Source organism: Rufibacter ruber (genome assembly GCF_014138425.1).
Taxonomy (GTDB): domain Bacteria; phylum Bacteroidota; class Bacteroidia; order Cytophagales; family Hymenobacteraceae; genus Nibribacter; species Nibribacter ruber_C.
In genome coordinates this window covers 431,220-455,360 of record NZ_JACJIQ010000001.1, presented here as the reverse complement: position 1 = coordinate 455,360, position 24,141 = coordinate 431,220, and the positions used below count along the sequence as shown (strand labels likewise).

The 24,141-nt window shown below is 52.3% G+C and carries 23 protein-coding genes and 1 tRNA gene; 5 read left to right on the top strand and 19 right to left on the bottom strand.

Annotated features, from left to right (window positions below; genetic code table 11):
• The 6 genes from FHS90_RS01825 to FHS90_RS01800 form a co-directional block, all read right to left on the bottom strand.
• Complete coding sequence (locus FHS90_RS01825; RefSeq protein WP_182511340.1) at window positions 1–708, bottom strand: ABC transporter ATP-binding protein; 708 nt, start codon at window positions 706–708, stop codon at window positions 1–3.
• Complete coding sequence (locus FHS90_RS01820) at window positions 671–1,969, bottom strand: nitrous oxide reductase family maturation protein NosD (protein ID WP_066834798.1); 1,299 nt, start codon at window positions 1,967–1,969, stop codon at window positions 671–673. Before FHS90_RS01820 ends, FHS90_RS01825 begins: the two co-directional genes overlap by 38 nt.
• Complete coding sequence (locus FHS90_RS01815) at window positions 1,953–2,414, bottom strand: nitrous oxide reductase accessory protein NosL (protein WP_066834800.1); 462 nt, start codon at window positions 2,412–2,414, stop codon at window positions 1,953–1,955. Before FHS90_RS01815 ends, FHS90_RS01820 begins: the two co-directional genes overlap by 17 nt.
• Window positions 2,411–3,022 (bottom strand): hypothetical protein, encoded by a 612-nt coding sequence (locus tag FHS90_RS01810; RefSeq protein ID WP_182511339.1) that lies wholly within the window; start codon window positions 3,020–3,022, stop codon window positions 2,411–2,413. Before FHS90_RS01810 ends, FHS90_RS01815 begins: the two co-directional genes overlap by 4 nt.
• A 211-nt stretch (window positions 3,023–3,233) precedes the next feature.
• Window positions 3,234–5,270 carry a Sec-dependent nitrous-oxide reductase gene (nosZ, locus tag FHS90_RS01805; RefSeq protein ID WP_182511338.1) on the bottom strand — a complete coding sequence of 679 codons (2,037 nt, stop codon included), beginning with the start codon at window positions 5,268–5,270 and terminating at the stop codon, window positions 3,234–3,236.
• A gap of 24 nt (window positions 5,271–5,294) precedes the next feature.
• Window positions 5,295–5,807, bottom strand: a complete 513-nt coding sequence (locus FHS90_RS01800) for a c-type cytochrome (protein WP_182511337.1) — start codon at window positions 5,805–5,807, stop codon at window positions 5,295–5,297.
• A gap of 173 nt (window positions 5,808–5,980) precedes the next feature.
• Between FHS90_RS01800 and FHS90_RS01795 the strand changes: the two genes are divergently transcribed.
• Window positions 5,981–6,403: a hypothetical protein gene (locus FHS90_RS01795; protein ID WP_182511336.1), complete on the top strand. Its 423-nt coding sequence runs from the start codon at window positions 5,981–5,983 to the stop codon at window positions 6,401–6,403.
• An 11-nt stretch (window positions 6,404–6,414) separates the two neighbouring features.
• On the top strand, window positions 6,415–7,338 hold the full coding sequence (locus FHS90_RS01790; protein WP_182511335.1) for a hypothetical protein: 924 nt from the start codon (window positions 6,415–6,417) through the stop codon (window positions 7,336–7,338).
• 313 nt (window positions 7,339–7,651) lie between these two features.
• Here the strand turns inward: FHS90_RS01790 and FHS90_RS01785 are convergent, their stop codons facing one another.
• The 10 genes from FHS90_RS01785 to mltG form a co-directional block, all read right to left on the bottom strand.
• Window positions 7,652–8,611, bottom strand: coding sequence for a bifunctional helix-turn-helix transcriptional regulator/GNAT family N-acetyltransferase (locus FHS90_RS01785; RefSeq protein WP_182511568.1), 960 nt, complete (start codon window positions 8,609–8,611; stop codon window positions 7,652–7,654).
• A gap of 186 nt (window positions 8,612–8,797) precedes the next feature.
• Entirely contained in the window at window positions 8,798–9,886 is a 1,089-nt protein-coding gene (arsB, locus tag FHS90_RS01780) for an ACR3 family arsenite efflux transporter (protein ID WP_182511334.1), read from the bottom strand.
• Window positions 9,887–9,895: 9 nt separating this feature from the next.
• Window positions 9,896–10,675, bottom strand: coding sequence for a metallophosphoesterase family protein (locus tag FHS90_RS01775; RefSeq protein ID WP_182511333.1), 780 nt, complete (start codon window positions 10,673–10,675; stop codon window positions 9,896–9,898).
• A gap of 36 nt (window positions 10,676–10,711) precedes the next feature.
• Window positions 10,712–11,179, bottom strand: coding sequence for a DUF6428 family protein (locus tag FHS90_RS01770; protein ID WP_182511332.1), 468 nt, complete (start codon window positions 11,177–11,179; stop codon window positions 10,712–10,714).
• A 91-nt stretch (window positions 11,180–11,270) separates the two neighbouring features.
• Entirely contained in the window at window positions 11,271–11,603 is a 333-nt protein-coding gene (locus FHS90_RS01765; RefSeq protein WP_182511331.1) for an ArsR/SmtB family transcription factor, read from the bottom strand.
• A 258-nt stretch (window positions 11,604–11,861) separates the two neighbouring features.
• Window positions 11,862–11,946: transfer RNA gene (locus FHS90_RS01760), tRNA-Ser, on the bottom strand.
• A gap of 206 nt (window positions 11,947–12,152) precedes the next feature.
• Entirely contained in the window at window positions 12,153–13,085 is a 933-nt protein-coding gene (locus FHS90_RS01755; RefSeq protein ID WP_182511330.1) for a YihY/virulence factor BrkB family protein, read from the bottom strand.
• 1 nt (window position 13,086) lies between these two features.
• The gene (locus tag FHS90_RS01750) at window positions 13,087–13,497 is read right to left on the bottom strand and encodes an acyl-CoA thioesterase (protein ID WP_066834824.1); all 411 of its coding nucleotides are present in this window, start codon (window positions 13,495–13,497) and stop codon (window positions 13,087–13,089) included.
• 280 nt (window positions 13,498–13,777) lie between these two features.
• Window positions 13,778–14,419, bottom strand: a complete 642-nt coding sequence (locus tag FHS90_RS01745; protein WP_182511329.1) for a DUF6624 domain-containing protein — start codon at window positions 14,417–14,419, stop codon at window positions 13,778–13,780.
• A gap of 72 nt (window positions 14,420–14,491) precedes the next feature.
• Window positions 14,492–15,583 carry an endolytic transglycosylase MltG gene (mltG, locus tag FHS90_RS01740; RefSeq protein ID WP_182511328.1) on the bottom strand — a complete coding sequence of 364 codons (1,092 nt, stop codon included), beginning with the start codon at window positions 15,581–15,583 and terminating at the stop codon, window positions 14,492–14,494.
• A gap of 284 nt (window positions 15,584–15,867) precedes the next feature.
• On the opposite strand from mltG, the gene FHS90_RS01735 reads away from it, so the two are divergent.
• A complete protein-coding gene (locus FHS90_RS01735; protein ID WP_066834826.1) occupies window positions 15,868–16,497 on the top strand; it encodes an L-threonylcarbamoyladenylate synthase in 630 nt (209 codons plus the stop codon).
• Window positions 16,498–16,865: 368 nt separating this feature from the next.
• Here the strand turns inward: FHS90_RS01735 and FHS90_RS01730 are convergent, their stop codons facing one another.
• From FHS90_RS01730 to FHS90_RS01720, 3 genes are all read right to left on the bottom strand, one after another.
• Window positions 16,866–17,399 carry an STM3941 family protein gene (locus FHS90_RS01730; protein ID WP_182511327.1) on the bottom strand — a complete coding sequence of 178 codons (534 nt, stop codon included), beginning with the start codon at window positions 17,397–17,399 and terminating at the stop codon, window positions 16,866–16,868.
• Window positions 17,400–17,462: 63 nt separating this feature from the next.
• Window positions 17,463–18,359, bottom strand: a complete 897-nt coding sequence (locus FHS90_RS01725; protein WP_066834829.1) for a lysophospholipid acyltransferase family protein — start codon at window positions 18,357–18,359, stop codon at window positions 17,463–17,465.
• 193 nt (window positions 18,360–18,552) lie between these two features.
• Entirely contained in the window at window positions 18,553–19,566 is a 1,014-nt protein-coding gene (locus tag FHS90_RS01720; protein WP_182511326.1) for an LLM class flavin-dependent oxidoreductase, read from the bottom strand.
• A gap of 1,079 nt (window positions 19,567–20,645) precedes the next feature.
• On the opposite strand from FHS90_RS01720, the gene FHS90_RS01715 reads away from it, so the two are divergent.
• A complete protein-coding gene (locus FHS90_RS01715; protein ID WP_182511325.1) occupies window positions 20,646–21,263 on the top strand; it encodes a WbqC family protein in 618 nt (205 codons plus the stop codon).
• 94 nt (window positions 21,264–21,357) lie between these two features.
• The gene (locus FHS90_RS01710) at window positions 21,358–23,970 is read left to right on the top strand and encodes an ATP-dependent Clp protease ATP-binding subunit (protein ID WP_246386559.1); all 2,613 of its coding nucleotides are present in this window, start codon (window positions 21,358–21,360) and stop codon (window positions 23,968–23,970) included.
• Window positions 23,971–24,141: the final 171 nt, after the last annotated feature.

Below are 24,141 nucleotides of genomic sequence, written 5' to 3'. Positions count from 1 at the left end.
TTAGTCCTCCTCTTTCATGATTTTAGCAATTGCCCGGCTCAGCCGGTTTTCCTGAGTTTGTTCTTTCAAGGCTGCAATGGTCTCATGGAACTTCAAATGGCCATCCATGAGACACATTACTTCATCTGCCACTTCTTCAATCTCACTCATGATGTGGGAGGTGATCAGAATAAGACGTCCCCTTTTTTTCTCCTTCAGGATTTTAGCCTTCAGGATTTCAGCAGAGACAGGGTCTAATCCGGCGGTTGGCTCATCCAGAATAAGTATCTGGGGGTTGAACAGAAACGCCAGCGCTGCACTCACCTTCTGCCTTGTACCCCCAGACAAAGACCCCATGGGTTTGTCATACATCTCTTTCAGCCCATACAACCCAATCAGTTCCTCATCTATTTCCTGCACCTCTTTTCTCATGTCCCTGACCATGTTCAGCACCTGCCTGATCTTCATGTTCTCTGGATAGCGGCCAATCTGGGGCATATAGCCAATCTGGCTGCGGTAGGCATGTTGTTTCAGTATAGACTGGTTGTTTATCTTAATGTCTCCGGCATCTGGCAGCACCATTCCCAAAATGCATTTGCTCATAGTGGTCTTTCCGGAACCGTTTGGGCCAATGATAGAGACTACCCTTCCTGCCTCAAACCGCACATTCACGTCTTTCAGAACAGAAAGCTTACCGTACCGTTTTTGTAAATTCTCTATGGTTATCATCCTTAATCCTCCTCATCACTGGGTGTTCATCAATCAACTGGTCTGGGATAAAGCTGGGCAGCACTTTCTCCACATTGTCCATTAGGTCTACCATAAAGCTGCGCATAAACATGACCGAAGAAGGTACCTTCTCTATCAGCATGCTGTAAAGGCTCACCGGCCGGTAAGGCACGTCGCCCACTTTGTCTTTGTTGAGGTCATAGCCCGTGTACTTGTCCCAGTAGTTGTTTTCAAAGCGGTTGAGGGTAGAGTTTCCGTTGGTGCTCACATCAAAGGAATTGCCCGTGAAGTTATTTTGGGAGAATACATCTTCTGTACAGCTGCTCAGCAGCCGTATGGCCCAGCCGTTACGGTCAAAGGTATTGCGCTGCACATCCAGGCGGCTGGAGCTTTCCATGTAAATGCCGCTGGTGTTCTGCCTAAAGGTGTTGTGGTAAATCTGGCTGTTGCTGATGTCTTTCAGAAGTAACCCGTAAGACGCTGCCCCCCAGTTGTTTTCAAAGGTGTTGTATTCCATCCTGATGTTTCTGGTGTACATAACGGCCACGCCCGCCCCGTTTTTCCGGAAGGTATTGTGCGTGTACACGTTGCCGTCTGAGAACATGAAGTGCAGCCCGTACCGCAGGTTGTTCTGGCTCAGGTTGTCTTTCACATGGCTGTCTTTCACAAATTCCAGATAGATACCATCTCGGTGCCCCCGCAATGTATTGCCTGTGATCACCGCGTTGTTGCAGTGCCACAGATGAATAGCATTGCCCAGCGCCGACTCATTCTGACCCGCCACGTCTTTCCCGCTCACCACGTTGCCGCGTATCTCACAGAACTCAGCGTTCTGCAGGTAAATCCCGAAGTAGGTGTTCAGGATGGTGTTGTTCAGTATTTTTACCTGGTGGCGTTCCACCACCCGTATAGCCGCATCATCACGGGTGTAACTGGTGGCAATATTTTTTAACGTTAACCCCTTCACTACCACATGGTCTGCCATGATGGTAATGATCTGGCCTTTGAAGTTACCGTCCAGCACCGGCCGGTTCACCCCCACCAACGTGAGCGGTTTTGTGATTTCAATGCCGGCCTCTTGGTACACCCCGCCGTTCACCACCACCTTATCACCGGACTTGGCCGCTTTCACCGCTTGCTTCACCGATGTATAGGTGCAAGTGTTGCACACGTTAAGCGTACCGCCCTTTACCTGAAAAGACAAGGGCAGCAGCACCAACGTGCACACCAGCAGCAGAAGATGATTACTGAGGGTTTTCATTGTTTTTAACGGCCTGCAAAACCTGTTGCCAGGAGAGAATACGGCCGCCCTTCTCTTGTTGCAGTTGGGTTGCAGTGGCCTCATTGGCAACCGCCACTAAATTCATGCCCATAGGGCTGGGCAGGTTTTTAGATTGAAGAAAAAAGCCATTGCGGGCATCTACCAGTTCAGTGGGTTTGGTAAAATCAGTGACCAGTACAAACGCCGCTTTTTCGCCTTCGGCTGCATTCTCGTTCAGGTAGGCCATCAGGCACTCCGCAGAGTCAAAGAAGAAGGGTTTGCCTTTGTCATTCACCAGTTCTGCGCCAAACCGGTTGTCTGCCACCGTCATGTTGCAATGTGCGCAGTTGGTGGCACCGTAGGGAATTGGTTTTGACTCAACCGCGCAACTCTGCAGCAGGCCAATCAACACCATGAAGAAAATGAGCTTCAGAAAGAATTTCATACCAAAGCGGGTTTATGATTCACAGTAATAGGTTTCTTAGTGGGTGCGGCCGTGAAAAAGAACACCGCCAATGAAAGCAGAACCGCCAGTGCAATGCCCAGACTGCCCCAAGAGGGCAAAGAAAGCGCGTCAAAGTTGAGCAGTTGCTTGCTGCCCAAAAGAGGCGGCACGTAGGTCATGCCCGGCACTTTAATGGGTGCCATGGGACTCAGGTTGGTCCCAAATTTTTCCAGCCACAGGTAGAAGTCCAGGATCCCAACCGCACCAGCCAGCATCAGCAGAATGCTCCAGCCCAGTGCCAGCTTGCGTTTTCCCAGTACCGCCACCAGCAGCCCAGTTACCATAAAACCCAGCACGATGTAGGGCATGTACCGCAGCTCGTCAAATGACTCAGCGTGAATGGGTTCCATGCCAATGTAGTGGTTCAGGATGTTGAAGTTCTGGATGGAGCTTTCAGTGTCACCGGCCAGCTTGTTTACCCAGATGTGCATTTCCAGCCCCTCAGGGTATTGCGGGGCCTTGAGGTAAATCTTCCACATAGGAAAGAGAAACAACAAACCTAGGGAGAAGGCGGCCAGCGCCATAAGTACTTTAGAAGAAGTTTTCATCTTGTTTAGAGTTAGATGAAAGTGAAGTTGGGCAATGTTGCGCCTCCGGCGGAAGCCGTTTCTGGCCTGTTTTTTAGAAATCAGCCTGAAAACAGGTAGGTGCCCCTTTGCCCTATTTTTTGTTTTGGTGCTGTTTTGGAAAAAACAGCCAGTAAACGGAAATAAAATCAGCGGGACTCCCGAAGCAGCCTCCGCTGATTTTTAATATCACCTATTTTTGCGCCACCACGGCAGGTTTCTTTTTACCGGTGTAGAAGGCAATAGGCACGTTAGATCCTTTAGGAGACACTCTCATGTAGCCTTGCATCTCCTGGTGCAGGGCAGAGCAGAAGTCAGTGCAGTAGAAGGGGAACACACCCGCTTTCTTGGGTATCCATTTCAGGGTCTGGGTAGCGCCTGGCATAATAAGAGTTTCGGCGTTGTTAGCCCCCATGATGGCGAAGCCGTGCGGTACGTCCCAGTCTTGCTCCAGGTTGGTCACGTGGAAGTAAACGGTATCCCCTACTTGCACCCCTTCAATGTTATCTGGCGTTAAGTGGCTTCTAATGGCGGTCATTTTCACGTGTACCACATTGCCTTTTCTGGACACATCTGTACTGGCTTCGTTCTTAGCCACATAAGGGTGCCTGTTTTCGTCCAGCTTATGGATTTTCACACTCTTTGGTGCTACAATGCTAGCCTGAATGGCCTGGGCATAGTGCGGTTCACCAATAGTGGGGAAGTCAAGGAGCAGTTTCATTTTCTCGCCGCTAATGTCAATGAGCTGGGCAGACTGGGTCAACTCGGGCCCGGTGGGCAGGTACCGGTCTTTGGTGATTTTGTTCATGGCCAGCAGGTATTTGCCATGCGGTTTTTTAGTATCACCACCCGGAATCATCAAGTGACCGATGGAATAATACACTGGAATTCTGTCTACTACTTTAAAATCACTCAGCTTCCATTTCACCACTTCAGAAGACACGAACATAGAAGTGTAAGCGTTTCCTTTGCCGTCAAACTCCGTGTGCAACGGCCCTAAGCCCGGCTCTTTTACTTCAGCCTGCAGCACAGACTCATATTTCAGCACGGGAATTCCGTTTTTTTCGCCATCAAACTGTTTGTTTTTGATGGCATTCTGGAATTTGGAGAAAGAGAAAACCGGAATAGCGGAGGCCAGTTTACCGCTTACCACCATGTACTCACCACTTGGGTCTACGTCTATGCCATGCGGTGATTTAGGTGCGGGCAACAGGTACATCATACCCGGGCATTCTTCCGCCAATAAATAGCGCACCTTCTTTTTTACAGTTGATTTGGCTGTGTGCGTTGCTTTATCCAACTTGTTATGGTAGTAGTTGGCGGGCATTTCCCGGGCTTTGCCTTCTCTGGCATATTGAGCGGCTAGCTTCCAGTTTACGGCTGCCAGATAATCTTTGTCATTCTGGGAGGCGCCTACTTCTTTCAAGGTACCGGCTTTCTCAGAGTTGTAGGTGGTAAAAAACACCCAGTCTTCTGACGGCCCTTTGCCACCGTTAGCCAGATCATAGTCAAAACCCGGCACAAGAATCTGGAAGTCAAGATCCATGTCACCTTTGTCAGGATCTACCTTGATAAAGGAGATGGAGCCTCTGAACTGGTCTGCATAATCAGCAAGGCTTACGTCTTTGGTACCTCCTTTCATATCCAGCGGAACGCTGAAGCGGGTACCGGCAATCACGTACTCATTGTTGTTGGTAGGGTACGGGGAGCAGTGGTTGCCGGCAGAGTTTGGCAACTCTATGATCTCAGCAGTCTCAAAGGTGGTCAGGTCAATGCGGGCCACCCGCGGGGTGTTGTTGCCGTTCACAAACAGCCAGCGGCCATCGGTCATGCCGTCTTTGCGAGACAGTTTAGGGTGGTGCAGGTCATCCCAGGGCACAAACCCATGGGAGGTGTTCAGCATGGCCTTTGACTCCTCAGAATAGCCGTAGCCGTTCTCCGCATGCTGGCTGAACACCGGAATGTTTCTCAACAACCTCCCGGAAGGCAGGCCATAGACAGATACCTGGCCACTGAACCCGCCTGACAGGAAAGAGTACAGCTCATCATGGGAGCCCGGTTTCACATATACCTGTGTGGCGGCATCAGAAGAGAGTGCTGAGGCGGTGGCTCCGGTAGCATCACTGCCTTTTGTGTTGCTGCAGCCTTGCAGCATCGCACCCGCGGCCACTGCTACCAGCAGGGCAGCTTTGGGTGCATTTTTCCAAAGTTTAGTAGCGAAAGTTTCCATAAGAATATGGGAATGTAGAAGTGCTTAAATGGCTTTGTCGTTTTGTCTCAGGAATTCCAGAATGGCGCGGGCGTCTTGCTCATTCACATTCTGGTTGGTCATTTGCGTTAAGTGTTCTGCCAGCAATTTTTTAGCCGTAGCATCTTTTTTGGTCATCTCTTCTGGGTTGATGATCATGTTCATCACCCATTCCGGCTTGCGCCTGTCAGTGACCCCGGCGAGGCCAGGCCCCACCACTTTCTGGTCAGACAGTTGGTGACAGGCAGAGCACTTGCCGTCAAAGATCGACTTCCCGTTTTCAGCGAGGGCCTGGTCAATGTCTGCGCCCAGGTCTACCGTTTTCACCGGCCCAACTCCTTTGCCATCTTCTTCAGCGGGAGCTTCTTGAGCAGCAGCCTGGTTTGCCTGCTCCTGTTTGTACTGATCAGCATAGCCTTCACTGCCGCCAGACGAACAGTTGAACAGCAGCATGCTGCCTATTATGGCTACAGCCGTACGCTGCAGCAGGGTTTTAACAGTGGTACTTGCCTTTTTCATGGCTCTTGAGATTAAAGGGTAAGATGTAAGGTGCTTTGGTGATTGTTTCTGTGACAAAAGTAGAAGGGGAACAAAAGAGAATAAAAGATATTAATCTCTTCTATTATTGACTTTTATCATTTTTGACCATAGCGGTCTGCAGGATCTTTGCCCCCAGGAAAAAGTACCACCAGATGAAACGGCTCCTCTGCCTCCTTTTAGTAGTAAGTACCCTTGCCTTGGCGCTGAGCAAAACAGGGCTGTACTTCCTATTCAAAGTAGAGCAGCCTTATATAGCCCGGCACTTATGTGAGAAAAAGAACGAACCGCAGACCAAGTGCCAGGGAAAATGCTACCTGAAAAAGCAACTGAAGCAAGAGACGCAGCGCGAACGGCAGCAGGCGGGGCAGGAAAAGAAACCCTTTTTAGATCTGCAGCTCATGGCGGGCCAGGTAGAGGTGGCAAAGACTATTATCTTACCTGCACCACAAGACTTCATTCCCCATTCCTTTTCAGGTGAGTGCACCTCCCCTGTTTCCGGGATTTTCCATCCGCCAAGGCATTTGACCTCATTCGTTGAATGGAAAGCCTTCAGGAAAATCACATTTACTTTTTAAAGATCTGAGTTATGAAAAAGATATTACTCATTGCCATGGCGTTGATAACGCTAGGTTTCAACAGCAGCGCCTGTGACGGGGGCTGCACCATGGGCGGAAGCTATTTGGGCATTCTGCCCCAGTTCCATAAAAACTTTGCCGGGGTACGCTACACCACCCGCAGCTACACCATTCACACCACCCACACCCACCTGCATGATGGCATGCCTATGACGCATGCAGACGTGATGGATGAAGTGTACACCACCGCTGAAGCCTGGGGCCGTTTTGTCCCCTTCAGAAATGTGCAGGTGTTTGCTTTTGTGCCGTATGCCTTCAATGAGCAGCGCACTAGCCGGGGCAATACCAGGTACTCTGGTCTGGGTGACATCACTTTGCTAGCCAACTACGCGCTGGTAAACACCGGTGACAGCACCAACAGATCTTTCAAGCAGACCCTGCAACTAGGGGGTGGGGTGAAACTGCCTACCGGCGCCCATTCACTTCACAATGGCGAAGAAGGGGTGGCCACCAGCCTACAACCCGGCACCGGCGGCACAGATTTTATAATGAACGGAATCTATACGGTGCGCTACAGCAAATGGGGCCTGAATAATGATTTCACCTACCGTATCAACTCCAAAAACAGTGACGGCTACAAGTTTGGGAATCGTCTGAGCGCTTCTACCAACCTGTTTTACTGGTACAACCTGGAGAACCTCCTTACCCTTTTGCCTAGCACCGGCTTGTATTATGAGCATGCCCAGGCAGATGAGTTCAACAGTGACCATGATGCCAAGGCGGGAGACGCTTACTATGCCAACCTGGGATTGAATGTCTACGTGAAGAAAATAGCCTTTGGAGGCACGCTGCAACTTCCCCTTACCCGCCATGCCGGGGAACACGCCACCCAAAACAACCAGCGGGCCATGGTGAACCTCAGCTACCTCTTTTAAGCAAACCCCACCCGGGCAGGAGCTTGCCCCACTACCCCTGCGTTCTCACTCTTGCCCACTGCCCTTAGGGAGGGCAAGCATCTCTGGTTAGGAACACATACTGGGTAGTGGGGCTTTTTACATTCTCCAGACCTAAAGTTCGCAACTAAACCAGGTGCAGCTACAGAAGTGGTATCTTCCAGTTCAATCTCATACTATGGTCAGGGAAAAGACAGAAGGAAACAGGCGGAATGGGGATCTTTGCCTGCTGGGCAGCTGATGCCCAAAGGAAGCTCGCAGACTCCCTCTTCATCTCTACAGACCCTAAACTGCTTTACTGTTCATCTAAGGTAAGCGCCATCTGGATGTTGCACCGCTGATAGGGTGTAGCAGGACCTACTACTTTCTTAAACCCGAGCTTCTGGTACAGGCCAATAGCAGGCTTCAGGAGGGTGTTGCTTTCCAGGTAAAGGGTTTTCGCGCCAAGGGATCGGGCTTTTTGGAGGGCGGCCTGCCCCAGCAGCCAACCTATGTTCTTTCCCTGGAATCTGGGGGAAACCGCCATTTTAGCCAGTTCATAGTCATACGCTGAGTCCTCCATCTTCAGGAGGGCACACACCCCCGCCGGCTCCCCCTCATAGAGCGCCACCAAAATATGCCCCCCCTTTGCCAAAATGTATCCTTCAGGGTTATCCAGGGCCCTGTGGTCTGCCTCTTCCAGCTTGAAGTAGGTGGAAATCCACTCTTCGTTCAGCGCTTTGAAGACGGCGGCGTACGGGGGGGTGTAGTCCACCACCTGCACCTGCCGGCTTTCCCGCTGTTTCTGCTGCTCCTGCACCCGGCGTAGCAACGACTTCTGCTCCAACAGAAACTCCCATTCCTCCACGGCCTTCCAGAGGTCATGGGTTGCCTGGGCGGAGACTTCCTCCAGGGCGCTGCTCACGTCCTGGTACTGGCGTTGGATCTTAGCCGTCACCTCCTGCCCTTTCTCAGAGAGCCGCACCATGTTTCTCCGGCCGTCGGTCACATCTTTCTCTTCCACCACCAGACCGCTTTTCACCATTTCTCTGATGATTTTGCTGACCGAGGGGTGGGAATGCCCTATTTCCCGGGCAATGGCTGTAATGGTTTTCAGCTCCCCCTGTGACAATACATAGTACACCGGAAACCACTTGGGCTGCAGCTCAATGCGGTAGAGTCTGTAAATCTGGGCTGCGTCTTCTGTGATTTTCTCGGTTAGCCTTCTCAGACGACTGCCTAGGGCTACTTTGCCAATCTGGTTGAAAAATTCCATCACGTAACTATTTATGTAATCAGTTACGTAAATATATTTATTGTTTCTGGAATTCAGGAAGGGACGGAAATATTTTTTCTGTTTTGGGCCTGTTTTCTGAAAAACAGGCCCAAAACAGAGTACTTGCAGACGTTATATGACCTCTACTTTTCCTTCGGCCTTACAATAGCAGAAGGAAAGAGAACCTTAGCTGCCAGCGGGAAGCGGCTCAGCTGGAGACGGATCAGCATAGTATTTCCTCCGGAACCAGTAGGCCACGTTCACCAGACTTATAAGCGCCGGCACTTCAATCAAGGGCCCCACCACACCTGCAAACGCCTGGCCCGAGTTCAGCCCAAACACCCCAATGGCCACCGCAAGGGCCAGCTCAAAATTATTACCCGTGGCCGTGAAGGCAACAGAGGCATTCTCAGCGTATTTGGCTCCTACCCTCTTCCCCAGGTACAGACTCACCACAAACATGATGGCAAAGTAAATGACCAGCGGAATGGCAATGCGCACCACATCCATCGGGATTCTCACGATCAGATTACCCTTGAGGCTGAACATCACCACAATGGTAAAGAGGAGGGCTACCAAGGTGACGGGGCTGATGGCGGGGATAAAGGTGTTCTGGTACCAGTCATCGCCTTTGAGGCGGCGGAGGATCAGGCTGGACAGGAAGCCCAGCAGAAACGGAATGCCCAGGTAAATGCCCACGCTCTGGGCTATGGTGGCCATGCTGATGGTAACTACCTGCCCATCTAACCCAAACCAGGCGGGCAGAACGGTGATAAACACGTAGGCGAACACGCTGTAGAACACCACCTGGAAGATGCTGTTAAACGCCACCAGCCCCGCCGCGTACTGGCGGTCTCCTTCGGCCAATTCATTCCAGACCAGCACCATGGCTATACAGCGCGCCAACCCAATTAGGATAATGCCCACCATGTAATCAGGGTAGTCCCGCAGAAAAAGAATGGCTAGCAGAAACATGAGTATTGGCCCAATGACCCAGTTCAGCACCAGAGACAGGGTAATCACCTTTACATTTTGGAAGATCCGGCCCAACTGCGAGTACCGTACCTTGGCCAGGGGCGGGTACATCATCAGGATCAACCCCAGGGCAATGGGCAAATTCACCGTTCCCGTCTGGAAGGAATTAATCAACGCCTCACTTTCTGGATACACATACCCTATCAGCACGCCTGCCGCCATGGCCAGAAAAATCCAAAGGGTTAAAAACTGGTCCAGCCGGGAGAGCTTCTTTCTTTTATCTACAGTGCATTGACTCATAGTCTTTGATTAAGCGGTTCTCAACATGGCGGCAAACTCGTTGGGCAACGGACTGGCTTCAATGGCCTGCGCCGCCTTCTCCACGTCATACTCCACCCGCACAAACTCCACCTTGATACTTTCTGGATTGGTTAAGCTGCTTTCGGGAGTCAGTTCTAAAATCACATAGCAGCTGCGGGGATCACCGTCTTTGGGTTTGCCCACAGAACCAATGTTAATGGCGTGCCGGTAGCGGGTTTGGCCAGCTTGCTCATACGCCAGAGCGCGGTGGTACGGCTTGTGGGTGTGCCCGAAGAACAGGATGTCTGCATTGGCCGCTTCAAACAGATGCAGGAAACTTTTCTCTGGTCTGTCTTCAAAGAGATACTCATTGATTTTACGCGGGCTGCCGTGCACCATCAGCACCTCTATCTTGTTTCCCGTTTGGGAATCATCCATAAAGGTGAGCCGGAGGTGGCGCGGGAGGTGGCGCAGGTACTGGCGGGTTTCTGCCGTGACTACGTGGTTGGTGTAGTCAATGGACTGCTGCCCCAGGCCTTTCTCAGTATCTGTTTTGTAGGCGCAGCCGCAGTTGGGGCTGCCCAGGCCAACGCCTTCATCATAGTTGCCGGCTATGGTGGGGATCTTGCGCTTTCTGATTTCGGCTACCACCTCATTGGGCCAGGTACCGTAGCCCACCAGGTCGCCCAGGCAATAGAGGGCATCCAGATTTTGGTTGTCCATGTCTGCCAGCACCGCCTCCAGGGCCGGAAGGTTGGCATGAATGTCACTAAACAAGGCAATTCTCATACGTTTCCAGTAAGGTAAGGGCAATTGAGCATAGAATTAGCAGCAGCCGGAGCCGGGCTCGCACGATGGGCCAGCAATCAGTTGGCTGAGGTCTAGCTTCATTTTTTCCTGCGGAACGCCGCACTTGTCTGGTGCCAGACACGTGGTGGTTTTGGCCAGCAAGACAAAGCGTTGCCCGTCATGGCCCAGGTCATACCTCCCAATGGTGCCGCTCTGGTACTCCACCTCAACCTCCAGGTCTTCCATTCCCAACGTTTTCTCAGAAAGGCCAATAATGTTCAGCAGTTTCTGAGGCTTGAGGCGGTGGTCCACGTCATTGGCATCCCAGAGCTGGAAGTTGGCGACTTTCTCATTGCGCACAGTGCCGCCGCAGTCAATGAAATGTTTAGATACCACACCCACTTCTGTGACATGGAAGTGGTCTGGCACCTTATTCCCGTTTTCTAATGAAAACTCTACGGTTTCAGCTTTTGCCAAAAGAGCCTTTACTTCTGATAGTTTCATCTTATAAATGTTTTAAAGTTGCTATACATGCTGTTCCAATAGGAAAACCACTTTCTCTATTGTGATATCACGATAAACCAAGGCAAATTTTTTAACAGCAATTCCCCGGGGCTTCTACCTCCTGCCCAAACAGCTGCTGAAAGACTGCCTTTGTTTGCTGCCAGGCCCGGGGGTCAATGCAGTAACATACTGAGGTCCCCTCAACGGTACCTTGAATGAGGCCCGCCTTCTTCAGTTCTTTCAAATGCTGCGACACCGTGGCCTGGGCCAGCGGCACCACCTCCACTAAATCCCCACAGATGCACGCCTGACGCTTGAGCAGCTCCTGCAGGATCGCCACCCGGGCCGGATGCGCCAGCGCCTTCGCCAAGGCGGCCAGCCTGTTCTGCTCCTGGGTAAAGTTGTCTGTTTTCGTTACGCCCATGTCTGCTTATCTTCATTGCAATAATACGATAAACTTCCCCAATAGTCAACCCAAAAAATCAGGTAGCTTTAGATTTCCTAAAAAATTGTTTCCCTTACCCCGCGGGCTGCTGCTTGCCTAAGAATGGAGAAGTGGTGCCCCAGGAGCAGGTAGAGGAGAACTTAGCAAGAATGCGTTTTGGGTCTGTTTTTAGTAAAACAGGCCCAAAACAGAAAACAACAAAAAAGCCCCACCGTTTCTGGTGAGGCTTTTGCGAAGCAGAGAGAGAGGGATTCGAACCCCCGGACCCGCAAAGGTCAACGGTTTTCAAGACCGCCGCAATCGACCACTCTGCCATCTCTCTAAATGTGACACAAAAGTAATAGGCAAAAGTGAACCTGTCAAGAGGTGAGCGCAGATTTTTCTTCTGTTTTGCAAGAAAAATCTCCTGAGGCCTTCCCTCCAGGGCACAACTAGATGATTTTTACCACCTTGGCTGCGCTGCGGCCCTGCAAAAAAACTGACCTGGTTTAGGGCTGGTTTCAGAAAAACAGGCCAGAAACGCCCCTCCTATTTTTCTTTCTCTTTTACCAGCCGCCGGGTGAGCGCGTCAATGCTGATATTGACCTCAAACCCCACAATCAGGCTCATGCACACAAAATCCAGCCAGACCATCAACCCTATAAGAGCGCCAATGGAGCCATAGAATTTGTTGTAGGAGTCAAACTTGCCAATGTAAAGCGAGAACAGCCACGAAACCAGGAAAATCAGCAGCGTGGCAACCACGCTGCCCGCACTCACAAACGGCCACTTGTCATGCACGGCGGGCACGTAGTAGTAAATCATAGACGTGGCCAGAAAGAACAGCAACACCACCGCCACGTACTTCACCGCTATAAACAGCCCGTAGGTAAAAGACTCGGTGACAATCTCATAGAACACCAGCGCGTCCAGGATATATGTCCCGAAGAAGATAGCACCAATGGCCACCAGCAAAATAAGCGCCAGCGCTACCGTGAGCGCGGTGGCAATGAGGCGCTTGCGCACGTACGTGCGTTTCCGGAAGGTGTGGTACTTTTTGTCAAAGGCATCCATGAGGCTCATGATCCCGTTGGTGGAGAGCACCAGCGCAAACAGAAAACCGAAGGACAGCAACCCCCCGCGCGGCTTGTTGATGATATCGGCAATGGTGTCTGCGGCCACGTTATAAATCTCAGGGGGCATTACGTCTTCCAGCAGGCCCAGAATGTCGCGGTCCAGGTGCCCCACCGGAATGTAGGGCAAAAGCGTGAACAGGAAGATGATGGCCGGGAAAATAGCCAGCGTGAAGTTAAACGCCATGTAAGACGCCCGCTTGGTGAGCGAGTCGCGGTTCAGCTCCTCAATCATGACCTTGAGCACGTGGTACACGCTTACCCGGCCCTCCACAAAGCGCAGCCGCTTGAGAAAGACAATGAGCTTCCGGTATTGCCGGTTGTGGGTGAGGCGCTCCGTTAGGGTCATTTTAGGCGTAGTAAGAATCTAACCTGGCGTGAATATACGCAGGAATGGGCGTGGGCCGGTTGCTTTTCATGTCAACAAACACCATGGTGGTTTCCCCCACGTTCAACAGCTCCCGGGCCTCATTGTAGACCTCGTACTCAAACTTGATGCGCGCGCCGCTGGGCCGGTCTTTCAAGAGCAGCTTGACGGTGAGCAGATCATCATACCGCGCCGGCCTAATGTACTTGCACCGCAGCTCCAGCACCGGCATCATCACACCCTGGGCCTCCATCTCCTTGTAGTTGATGCCCAGCTCCCTGAAGGCCTCTGTGCGGGCCACCTCATAGTACGCGCCGTAATTGCCATAATAGACATAGCCCATCTGGTCAGTCTCAGCGTAACGCACCCGTATCTGTACTTCTGATGTAAACACTTTTCTCTGTTTTGGATGACTCTCCGTTTTGGGGCTGTTTTTCAGAAAACAGCCCCAAAACGGAAATCTTATTTTACATACCCGGTTTCAAAAAAGCAGCAAAGGCAGGTCTTCAGGCGCCTGTGTTGGCAAAGGGCTACCCGGCTTCAGCAGAAGCCGCCTGGAAGGCATTGGGGCAGTGTTTCAGTGAAACGCCCTCTGCTTCACCGGCTACCGCCAACCACTTATGTGGCCATAGCCAATTGAACAGAAGCTTTTTGCCACCGGCCTTACGCAGTCTTTAATGGAAAGGCAGGCGCTGGTTAGGCGGAATCTTCTCTGCCGGGTCATAAGCCGCTTTCAGCCGTTTGGCGTTTTCCTCAACGGTACTGGTAAAGCCGGCGGCCTTGCGCCGCTTGTTCACGTTCTTGGGGTCTTCAATGGGCCAGATGGCGTAAGAACCGTCTTTCCGGAGCATAGAAGTAGCCTGAGACCCATAAATCTGCTTTTTGTTCTGGAACATGAGCAACCGGTCTTCCATCATGGCGGTAAGCGTTTTGTCGGCTTCGCCCTTGGCGGCCATTTTCTGCAGTTCTGGCAGGTACTGCGCTATGACCCTGGTTGGGGAATGCTGCACCACATAGAACAACCCGTTGGCGGCCTTCTCCCCTACCTTGCTTTTGGGCAACCACCCGTACCGGCCTAGAATGGCCTGCACCTGGAGCTGGTTCACTGAGTCAACCGCCTGCATCTCGGCAAAAAAGGCATTCATGTTTTCCTCTTTCACAGTATCCCCTTTCAACCTGATGCCCTGGTCTGTGTCATGGATTTTCTCCAGAACTACCCGCAAGGAGTCATAGGGAATCGCCTGCGCCTGACCAGACAGGTGAATGCCACAAAGGCACAAGAGGAGCAGCAACGCTGAAGTGAGGTTTTTCTTCATGATAAAAGTTGGTTTTGAACCGAAACGTAAAAAAAGGGAGTACCCGGTTCAACCTGCCCAAAACGGGAGGTTCTATTTCATGATGTTGCGCTGGTTCATGGCAGCATGGAACCGGGCGGCGTTGCGCCGGTGCTCTGCCTCAGTGGCCGCAAAGGCGTGGTAGCCAGAGAAGTCTTCTTTGGCGCAGAAGTAAAGGTACTCATGCTGCTCAGGGTTCAGCACCGCGTTGATAGAAGAAATAGCAGGCAGGTTGATGGGCCCCGGCGGCAGCCCTTTGTTCAGGTAGGTGTTGTACGGGGAGGGCGTGCGCAGGTGCACGTTCAACACCCGTCTAATGGAGAAATCGCCCACGGCGTACACCACGGTGGGGTCGGCTTGCAGGGCCATGCCGCGCTGTAGGCGGTTCAGGTACACCCCGGCAATTCTGGGGCGCTCATCTGCGTGCACACTTTGTTCAGCCTGCACAATGGAGGCCAGAATAGAGACTTCTACTTTGCTCAGGCCCACGTCCTGGGCCTTGGCTTCGCGCTCTGCGGTCCAGAAGTTGTCATACTCCTTCTTCATGCGCTCCATCATCTCGGTGGCGGGTGTGGTCCAATACATCTCATAGGTATTGGGAATGAACATGGTGAGAATGGTGGTGGTGTCAAAGCCCAGCTTTTTGGTGAAAGACGGGCTGTTGAGCAGCGAGTCAATCTGGGAGGGCGATGCATCTATGAACGTGCTCAGCTTCTGGGCCAGGTCTTTCTTGAGCCGCACGTTGGTGTAGGTGAGCTTCACGGGGTCCTGGTCGCCGGAGCGTAGCTTGGCAATGAGTTTGTAGTTGGTCATGCCGTCTTTCAGCTCATAGCGGCCGGGTTTTACCAGCTCAGGGTAATCCATGAGTTTGGCCATGAACCGCAGGGAGAGGCGGTCAATGACCACTTTTTTGGCGTCTATGGAATCCATGGCCTGTTCATAGGTGGCGCCGCGCGGAATGAGCACATACACCGGCTCGCCCTTCACCTCCACGTTGGCGGTGTACACAATCTGGTAGGCGTAGTAGGAGAAGCACACAAACAAAAACATCACCAGCACCAGGGCATACGTCCACTTGCTGGTCTTGCGGGGCTTGCGCGGGCGTCTGGGGCTCGGCGAAGCGGGAGGCGTGTTCAATTCTGACATAATAGCAAAGGTAAGAATTAAATGAGTGAATGAGTCAAGGACTGAAGGCGCGATTGGGTCAAGGAGTGAATGTTTTGAAAGGGGGGCAGATCCTGCACACCCAAACGGCTTCCTCCTCCTGGAAATGCTGTTTTGGGCCTGTTTTTGGAAAATCAGGTTAAAAACGTAAAATTTGGTTTGAGCGTATGTAGGTGAAGTATGCCCAAATAGGTTTCAAAACACGGCCAATTTGTGCACTGCATCATTCACCCATTCACTTCACCACTCCTTCACTCCTTAAAAAAATGGCCCAGGCAACCTTACTCAAGATTCACCCAGACAACCCCCAGATGAAAGCCATTGCGCAGGCGGTAGACGTTCTCAAGAAAGGCGGCTTGGTCATCTACCCCACAGACACCATCTACGGCCTAGGCTGCGACCTGCACAACGTGCGCGCGGTAGAGCGGCTCTGCCAGATACGCGGGCTCAACCCCGCCAAGGCCAACCTGTCTTTTATCTGCCATGACCTCACCCACATCTCAGACTACGCCAAAATCTCCACCCAAACCTACAAGGTCATGAAAAAGGCGCTGCCGGGGCCGTTCACCTTTGTACTGGAGGCCAGCAGCAAAGTGCCCAAGATAGGCGGCTCCCGCCGAAAAACGGTGGGCATACGGGTGCCGGACAATAAAATCAGCCAGTGCCTGGTAGAGGAGCTGGGCAACCCCATCATCTCCACCTCCATTCATGACGAAGACGAGGTGATTGAATACACCACTGACCCGGAGCTGATCTATGAGAAATACCGCAACCTGGTAGACCTGGTCATAGACGGCGGCTACGGCAACAACGTGGCCTCAACGGTGGTCAACTGCGAGAATGATGAGTTTGAGGTGCTGCGGCAAGGCGCAGGGGAAATTGACGAATACCTCTAGCGTTTGCTAAAAACTTTCTGTTTCCGGGCTGTTTTGGCCAAAACAGCCCAGAAACAGAAAACCGCCCCATCAACTTCAAGGTCGTTTTTACTTAAAAAACCCTTCGTTAGCTCTTCCGGATTTCTAATCCGGAAGCACATACTCCTGGTATTTGTAATCCCCGCACTTCTTGAGCTACACGCGCCGCGGATTACGAATCCGCAGTTCGTTAAATTCGGGATTGAAAATCCCGAATAGCAGAAGTTAAAGTTTGCTTATTGCCATACACCACAGGAAAACAGCAAACACAATAGAAAGAATCATCGCCGCTTTAAAAGACAGTTTTATCTTTCATGGTTAAGATTGCATACTATTTTATGCAGGCATTTTCACGCATCTCCGCCGTGGCGGCCATACGCTTCCCGCACCAGCCGCGCCATCTCCTCAAACGTACACGTGAGCGCACTCGCTGACAGGGCCACCGGCGTGCCGTACAGTTTATAGTTCAGGCGCATGGCCTTCTGCTGGATGAATGGCTCCTTCCTGATCACTTCTTCCGGGTTGGTCACAAACACCAGCAGGAAAGGGGTGCCGTACACCTCCCTTTCCTCCAGCCTAACCACCTCCCCCCACTTGATCAGCCTTCCGCCAAGGGCGCTGGAATTGTCATTGATCCCTATCTTGTCCAGCACCAGCCCCGGCCGGTTGTCAAAGAGCTTGTAGAGACCGTAGCCCCCGCAGATCACACCAAAGAACATGAACCCCGCCAGGGCCACCGCCCTGAACAGAGACGCCTGCGGCTCATCTCCCGCGTGGCGCCAGATAAACCAGGAGGCCAGCACAAACGCAAGGCAGAGCAGCAGCATGATGAGGTTTTTGCGCTTGCTCAAGGGTATGTCAACGGCTGGTATGGCTTTTTGCATGGGGGCTGGTTTTGGCCTAATATCTGAAAAACAGCTCAGAAACAGAAAGTTTTCTGCGCCGGGTTAGGCCACCGGCTTCTTATGCTTCCAGCGCTTATGCGACCAGAGGTAGCTGGCTGGGTACCGGTTCACCCAGGTCTCCAGGTGCCGGGCAAAGGCCTCCGTCAGCAGATGCGGCTCCTCGGGCTCGTTTCTCACCGGGGCCGGCAGCAGCTCCTGAAACTCAATCTCATAGAAGCCCCGCTTAACCTGGTGCATGCCCACAAAGAAGGTGGTATAGCCAAAAGAGGACCTGATTTTTTCAGCCCCCACAAAAAAGGCCGTTTCCTGGTGCAGAAAGGTGGTCCAGAACTGGATTTCGCCGTACGGCGGCGTCTGGTCTGTGAGCAGGGTGAGAATGCGGGCCTGGCCTTTGTGCCTAATCACATGGCGCAGCGTGTCTTTCATCTTCACCAGTGTAATCCCAAACCGGCTGCGCAGATACCACATGAACGCCTCAAAGAAAGAGCTGGCCAACGGCTTGTACACGCCGTCAATGGGGTGCCGGAACAGGGCGTTCCCCGCTGCCGACATGTACTCCCAGTTACCCAGGTGAGCCCCCAGCACCAGCACCATCTTGCCCTGGTCTAATGGAGCGTTCACCTTTTCCAGCCCCCGGGCTTTGACCCGTCTGCGCAGCTCCTCCGGCGAAAGCGTGGCCAGTTTCAGGGTCTCCACCATGATGTCAGTGAGGTTCAGGAAGAACTGCTTTTCAATCTGGCGGAGCTCCTGGGTGCTTTTCCCGGGGAAAGACCGCCCCAGGTTCTGCCGCACCACTTTCTTGCGGTAGCCCACCACGTAGTACAGCAAAAAGTAAAGCCCCGTAGAAATGGCGTACAGCACCGGGAACGGCAAAAGTGAAATCCCCTTCAACAGCCACCAGAGCGGAAGTTGGCCGGGGCGAAGGTCAGGGCGGGACATGGAGGTCAAACGTGCGTTTTTAAGGTGTTTTCCAGAAAACAGGCCTAAAACAGGAAGTTGCCTGGCTGGCCCGGCTTCTGTTGTTCTAGCGCTAAGATAGCTAATTTGGGCGGGCCTCCCAAAACGGTTACGTGTGCCCTCCCAGACCAGCCACTGCCCCTCCGGCCATGCCCCGGCCCCGCCGAAATAAAACTTAGTCTGCCCTCTTGAAGAAACCGGCCAGGATCTCATAAGACCGCAGCCGGGCGGCGTGGTCATACACGTTGCCCGCTACCATGATTTCGTCTACGCCGGTCTCCTCTAAGAACGCCTGCATCTCTTCCTGCACCGTGGCGGCGCTGCCCACAAACGAGTAGCGCAGCATCTGCTGCACGGCGTACCGCTCGTTGGCATCCCAGAGGCCGTCCATGCTCTTGACAGGTGGCTGCATGGTTTTGCCCGTACCCCGCACCACGTTGATGAACGACTGGTACATGGTAGTAGACAGGAATTTGGCTTCCTCATCTGTATCAGCGGCCACCACGTTCACGCAGGCAATGGCATAAGGCTCCTTGAGCTGCGCCGATGGCTGGAAACTCTCTTTGTACACCCGCAAGGCCGCGTGCAACTGTGATGGGGCAAAATGGCTGGCGAAGGCGTACGGCAGGCCCAGAATACCGGCCAGTTGTGCGCCAAAGGTGCTGGAGCCCAGCATCCAGAGGGGCACGTTAGTCCCTTCGCCGGGCACGGCGCGCACCCGGGCGGTGGGGTCAACCGGGCCCAGGTAGTTCCGCAGCTCCACCACGTTCTGCGGAAACTCCTCTACCGGCGTCTGCAAATCTCTTCTCAACGCCATGGCGGTAAACTGGTCAGTGCCGGGCGCGCGGCCCAGGCCCAGGTCAATACGGTCGGGGTACAGCGTACCCAGCGTCCCAAACTGCTCGGCCACCACCAGCGGCGCGTGGTTGGGCAGCATGATGCCGCCAGAGCCTACCCTGATCTTGGTTGTATTGCCGGCCACATGGCCAATCAAGACCACCGTGGCTGAGCTGGCGATACCGGCAAAGTTGTGGTGTTCGGCCATCCAGTAGCGCTGGTAGCCCCACTTCTCCACGTGCTGCGCCAAATCTACGGTGTTTTTAAACGAATCTGCAGCGGTTTTGCCCTCTAAAATGGGCACCAGGTCCAGGACCGAAACAGGTATATCTGAAAGTTTTTTCGTACTCATAACTTTGGTTCTTGTGCAACTCATATGTACGAGCGCATTTCTAAAAGGCAAAAGTAGCCCCTGAAAGTTCTGCCCTGCTGCCCTTGCCCCGTTACCTTTAGGAAACCAACCGCACCCCTGCGTGGCCCCTTAGGTCTTTTTAGCATTGCTGATGGTTTATTGCTGGCTGCTTATGCAATGAGCTGGCGCGAGTCTCTGGCTCGTGACCAAGTGTGCTGGGAGTCTCCAGGCTCGCCGGGAGCCATATAAAAATCAGCAATGAGAGGAACCTACCCCTTCAGAGGAGGGGAGTAACCGGGAATGCGTGCGAGCGTATGCCATACGCCCTACACCTGTAATGCTCTGATCGGTAGGTGCATACCCCCTCTTTCTGAGCTTCGCTCGCTGCCTCAAACTCACGTTTGGGCAATCCTCAAGGGGAGACTTCCCCTTCGCCCCCTTCAAAGGGTGAGTATCTGCTGTGTAAGTCACGGAAGTTACTTCCGCGCCATAGCGGGTGCAGATTGGGGGCTGTAGACCAAAGCAACAGTGAGAATAATATGCACTGCCAGGGGGTAGCAGCTACTGTTTTCCGTTTCCGGGCTACTTTCATGAAAACAGGCCGAAAACGCAGAGCCTCCCTGGCAGTACCTGCGGGAGCGGGCAACGCAGTGCCGCCAGGCACGCAGGCGCTTAGCGGGAGCCAGCAGAGACGGTTCAAAACAATAATGGCTACCGTAGCAATGGAACAGACGGCAATTGCCAGGTGCGTAATTAAACGAAGGGAAGCCTGTCTGAGCGGCAGCGATTCTTCCCTTCTTGATTCTTTTGTTAGGTTGAGCATCAAGGATCAACGTGACAAACACCAGCAGAAAGTAATCCAGCTAGAGGTTTGTTAAATAAAGCAGCGGGAGCAAAGGCAGTTTAGCTTGTTGGTGAGAACACGCAAAAACGGCGGGGGAACAGACGGGAGAGAAACATTTACCAGCACTGCGAAAGAGACAAGGCAGTACCTGGTCTCTACAGATGGAATTACCACCATTCAAAAATTTATGAAAAGATAAAATTCCCGTACTTGCAAAGATTACACGCACCACTGCATGCAACTCCTCATAGAACTCCAGTACAACCCCAACCTTCTTTTTTTCCAAAAGTCTTTTCAAGCCGATGAACTTCTGTTTGAGGCGCAGGAGCACTACCAGAAGCAGAGCTACCGCAACCGCTGCCATATTCTTACGCCGCAGGGCGTGCAGCCGCTCAGCATTCCGGTGGTGAAAGGCAACCGCAAGACCCTCATCACCCAACTGGAGATTGACTACAGCCAGCGCTGGCGCGACAACCATTGGCGTACCATCCAGAGCGCCTACGGCAACGCTCCCTTCTTTGAGTACTATTCAGACTACATAAAAGACATCTATGACCGGGAGCCCGCCAAGTTATGGGACCTGAATATGGATTTATTCAAACTTTTCGCTAAATTCCTGAAGTTAAACAAACCCATACACCTTACTCAAACGTATGTAGAAACCTACGAGGAGCCGGTGCTGGATTGGCGCGGGAAACTTCACCCCAAGAAGGAACCTGACATTTTGCGTCTCCCTCCCTACCGGCAGGTGTTTGGCAAACAATTTGCATCAAATCTGAGTATACTGGACTTGTTGTTTAACCTTGGCCCAGAGGCATCTATTTACCTACAGAATTCTGCGGCTTTCTGTTGAACATTTGCCCCACTCAGCTTGTTTTATTACTAGCGTAGCCTTGGCAACCAACCGTTGCAGTACACGCACACAACATTTTACTAGACTAGACTACATGGAAGCCAAATTCTCAAATAGAGTGAAAGAGGTGATCTCTCTCAGTCGCGAGGAAGCCATACGTTTGGGGCATGATTACATCGGCACCGAGCACCTGCTTCTGGGTATGATTAGAGAGGGAGAAGGCACCGCAATCGCTTTGCTTAAAAAACTGGGGGTACCCATGGAGGAACTCAAGTACGCGCTTGAGCAGGCCACCAAAAATACCGCCAGCCCCAATACCAATATTACCGGCAGCATTCCGCTGACCAAGCAGACGGAGAAGGTCCTGAAAATAACGTACCTGGAGGCCAAAATCTTCAAGTCAGACATCATAGGTACTGAACACCTGCTGCTGTCTATTTTGCGGGATGAGGATAATATTTCATCGCAAACCTTAGCCAAATTCAACGTGAACTATGAAGCCATCCGGGATTCGTTAGACTACCATGCTAACAACCCACTCGCCTCTTCAGATACTGACGACAACGACGACAACGACAAACTCTTCGGTTCCTCTTCCTCTAAAGGGGGCGCGGGCTCAACTGCCAAGAAGGGTGCTGAGAAATCCCGCACCCCGGTGCTGGATAACTTTGGCCGTGATCTGACTAAGTTGGCCGAGGAAGGCAAACTAGACCCAATTGTGGGCCGTGAGAAAGAGATTGAGCGCGTGGCCCAGGTACTGAGCCGCCGCAAGAAAAATAACCCAATCCTGATTGGTGAACCGGGGGTAGGTAAAACGGCTATCGCCGAAGGCCTGGCTCTGCGCATCATTCAGAAGAAAGTGTCTCGCGTGCTGTTCGGCAAACGCGTGGTGACCTTAGATTTGGCCTCTTTGGTGGCCGGAACTAAGTACCGCGGCCAGTTTGAGGAGCGCATGAAAGCCGTGATGAACGAGCTGGAGAAATCGCCTGACGTGATTCTGTTCATTGATGAGCTGCACACCATTGTGGGTGCCGGTGGCGCGTCTGGCTCGTTAGATGCGTCTAACATGTTCAAACCAGCCCTCGCCCGCGGCGAAATCCAATGCATTGGCGCCACTACGCTAGATGAGTACCGCCAGTACATTGAGAAAGATGGTGCGTTGGCCCGCCGTTTCCAGATTGTGATGGTTGACCCAACCACGCCAGAGGAAACCATTGAGATTCTGCACAACATCAAAGACAAGTACCAGGACCACCACCACGTCAACTACACAGACAAAGCCATTGAGGCCTGCGTGAAGTTGAGCGACCGCTACATGAGCGACCGTTTCTTACCAGACAAGGCCATTGACATTCTGGACGAGGCCGGTGCCCGCGTACACATCAACAACATTGTGGTGCCAGATGATATCTTGAAACTTGAGGAGTCTATTGAGAACATCAAGGAAGAGAAAAACCGCGTGGTGAAGAGCCAGAAATACGAAGAGGCGGCCCAACTACGCGACAAAGAGAAAAAACTCTTGGATCAACTGGACTCGGCTAAGAAAAGCTGGGAAGAGGAGACCAAAAAGAAGCGTTACACCGTGAAAGAGGAAAACGTGGCCGAGGTAATCGCCATGATGACCGGTATTCCGGTGAAGCGTATCGCCCAGAACGAAGGCCAGAAGCTGCTCAACATGGGCGAAGAGCTGAAAGGCAAAGTGATTGGCCAGGACAAAGCGATTCAGCAGTTGGTGAAAGCCATCCAAAGAACCCGCGTTGGTCTGAAAGATCCTAAAAAACCCATCGGTTCATTTGTGTTCCTGGGTCCAACCGGGGTTGGTAAAACTGAGCTGGCCAAAGTGCTGGCTACCTACCTGTTTGACAAAGAAGATTCTCTGGTGCGCATTGACATGAGTGAGTACATGGAGAAATTCAGCGTATCTCGCCTGGTAGGAGCGCCTCCAGGCTACGTGGGCTACGAAGAAGGTGGTCAGCTGACCGAGAAAATCCGCCGCAAGCCGTATTCAGTGGTGTTGCTGGATGAGATTGAGAAAGCGCACCCAGACGTGTACAACCTGTTGTTGCAAGTGCTGGATGACGGTGTGTTGACCGACGGTTTAGGCCGTAAAGTGGACTTCCGGAACACCATCATCATCATGACTTCCAACATTGGGGCGCGTGACTTGCAGGACTTCGGGGCTGGAGTTGGTTTCGCCACCAAAACCCGCCAGGAGAACATGGACGACATCATGAAAGGCACCATAGCGGCCGCCTTGAAGAAAACGTTCTCCCCTGAGTTCCTGAACCGTCTGGATGATGTGATTGTGTTCAACTCACTGGCCAAAGAAGATATCCATAAAATCATTGATATCTCTCTGCGCAAGTTGCTGGAGCGTGTGAAAACATTGGGCTACACCATTGAGATCACAGACAAAGCCAAAGATTTTGTGGCTGAGAAAGGGTATGATTCCAAATATGGGGCGCGTCCGTTGAACCGGGCCATCACCAAGTACATGGAAGACCCAATCGCGGAGGAAATCCTGAAAGCGGAGTTGGCGCAAGGGGACATCATTCAGATAGACTACGAGGAAGGCAAAGAAGAGCTGAAATTCACCAATCGCAAGAGCGAGAACCACGTGAAAGACACCTCAGATGAATTGCCAGATGCGTCAGCGTCTTCTGAAGAAGAGGAAACCACGCCCACAGACGGCAAGAAGAAAGACTAAGCGTTAATTTCTATTAGATTTGGGAAAGGCTGACAGACATTCTGTCAGCCTTTTCTGTTTTTGAGCTGTTTCCGGAAAAAGAGGCAGGAAACGGAAGCCAGAAAATGGAGCGTCGTTACCCTGTAAAGACGTGTGTCCCTGAAACGGAAAAATCTCATCTAAGACCAAAAT

Coding starts and splice junctions, on each gene's coding strand:
- FHS90_RS01785 (WP_182511568.1), bottom strand. CDS start 8,611: ATGGAATTTTTCAACCAGATTGGCAAAGTAGCCCTAGGCAGTCGTCTG.
- FHS90_RS01825 (WP_182511340.1), bottom strand. CDS start 708: ATGATAACCATAGAGAATTTACAAAAACGGTACGGTAAGCTTTCTGTT.
- FHS90_RS01795 (WP_182511336.1), top strand. CDS start 5,981: ATGAAACGGCTCCTCTGCCTCCTTTTAGTAGTAAGTACCCTTGCCTTG.
- FHS90_RS01790 (WP_182511335.1), top strand. CDS start 6,415: ATGAAAAAGATATTACTCATTGCCATGGCGTTGATAACGCTAGGTTTC.
- FHS90_RS01800 (WP_182511337.1), bottom strand. CDS start 5,807: ATGAAAAAGGCAAGTACCACTGTTAAAACCCTGCTGCAGCGTACGGCT.
- mltG (WP_182511328.1), bottom strand. CDS start 15,583: ATGTCAGAATTGAACACGCCTCCCGCTTCGCCGAGCCCCAGACGCCCG.
- FHS90_RS01745 (WP_182511329.1), bottom strand. CDS start 14,419: ATGAAGAAAAACCTCACTTCAGCGTTGCTGCTCCTCTTGTGCCTTTGT.
- FHS90_RS01775 (WP_182511333.1), bottom strand. CDS start 10,675: ATGAGAATTGCCTTGTTTAGTGACATTCATGCCAACCTTCCGGCCCTG.
- FHS90_RS01720 (WP_182511326.1), bottom strand. CDS start 19,566: ATGAGTACGAAAAAACTTTCAGATATACCTGTTTCGGTCCTGGACCTG.
- FHS90_RS01710 (WP_246386559.1), top strand. CDS start 21,358: ATGGAAGCCAAATTCTCAAATAGAGTGAAAGAGGTGATCTCTCTCAGT.
- FHS90_RS01815 (WP_066834800.1), bottom strand. CDS start 2,414: ATGAAATTCTTTCTGAAGCTCATTTTCTTCATGGTGTTGATTGGCCTG.
- nosZ (WP_182511338.1), bottom strand. CDS start 5,270: ATGGAAACTTTCGCTACTAAACTTTGGAAAAATGCACCCAAAGCTGCC.
- FHS90_RS01715 (WP_182511325.1), top strand. CDS start 20,646: ATGCAACTCCTCATAGAACTCCAGTACAACCCCAACCTTCTTTTTTTC.
- FHS90_RS01770 (WP_182511332.1), bottom strand. CDS start 11,179: ATGAAACTATCAGAAGTAAAGGCTCTTTTGGCAAAAGCTGAAACCGTA.
- FHS90_RS01820 (WP_066834798.1), bottom strand. CDS start 1,969: ATGAAAACCCTCAGTAATCATCTTCTGCTGCTGGTGTGCACGTTGGTG.
- FHS90_RS01730 (WP_182511327.1), bottom strand. CDS start 17,399: ATGCAAAAAGCCATACCAGCCGTTGACATACCCTTGAGCAAGCGCAAA.
- FHS90_RS01810 (WP_182511339.1), bottom strand. CDS start 3,022: ATGAAAACTTCTTCTAAAGTACTTATGGCGCTGGCCGCCTTCTCCCTA.
- FHS90_RS01765 (WP_182511331.1), bottom strand. CDS start 11,603: ATGGGCGTAACGAAAACAGACAACTTTACCCAGGAGCAGAACAGGCTG.
- FHS90_RS01735 (WP_066834826.1), top strand. CDS start 15,868: ATGGCCCAGGCAACCTTACTCAAGATTCACCCAGACAACCCCCAGATG.
- FHS90_RS01755 (WP_182511330.1), bottom strand. CDS start 13,085: ATGACCCTAACGGAGCGCCTCACCCACAACCGGCAATACCGGAAGCTC.
- arsB (WP_182511334.1), bottom strand. CDS start 9,886: ATGAGTCAATGCACTGTAGATAAAAGAAAGAAGCTCTCCCGGCTGGAC.
- FHS90_RS01725 (WP_066834829.1), bottom strand. CDS start 18,359: ATGTCCCGCCCTGACCTTCGCCCCGGCCAACTTCCGCTCTGGTGGCTG.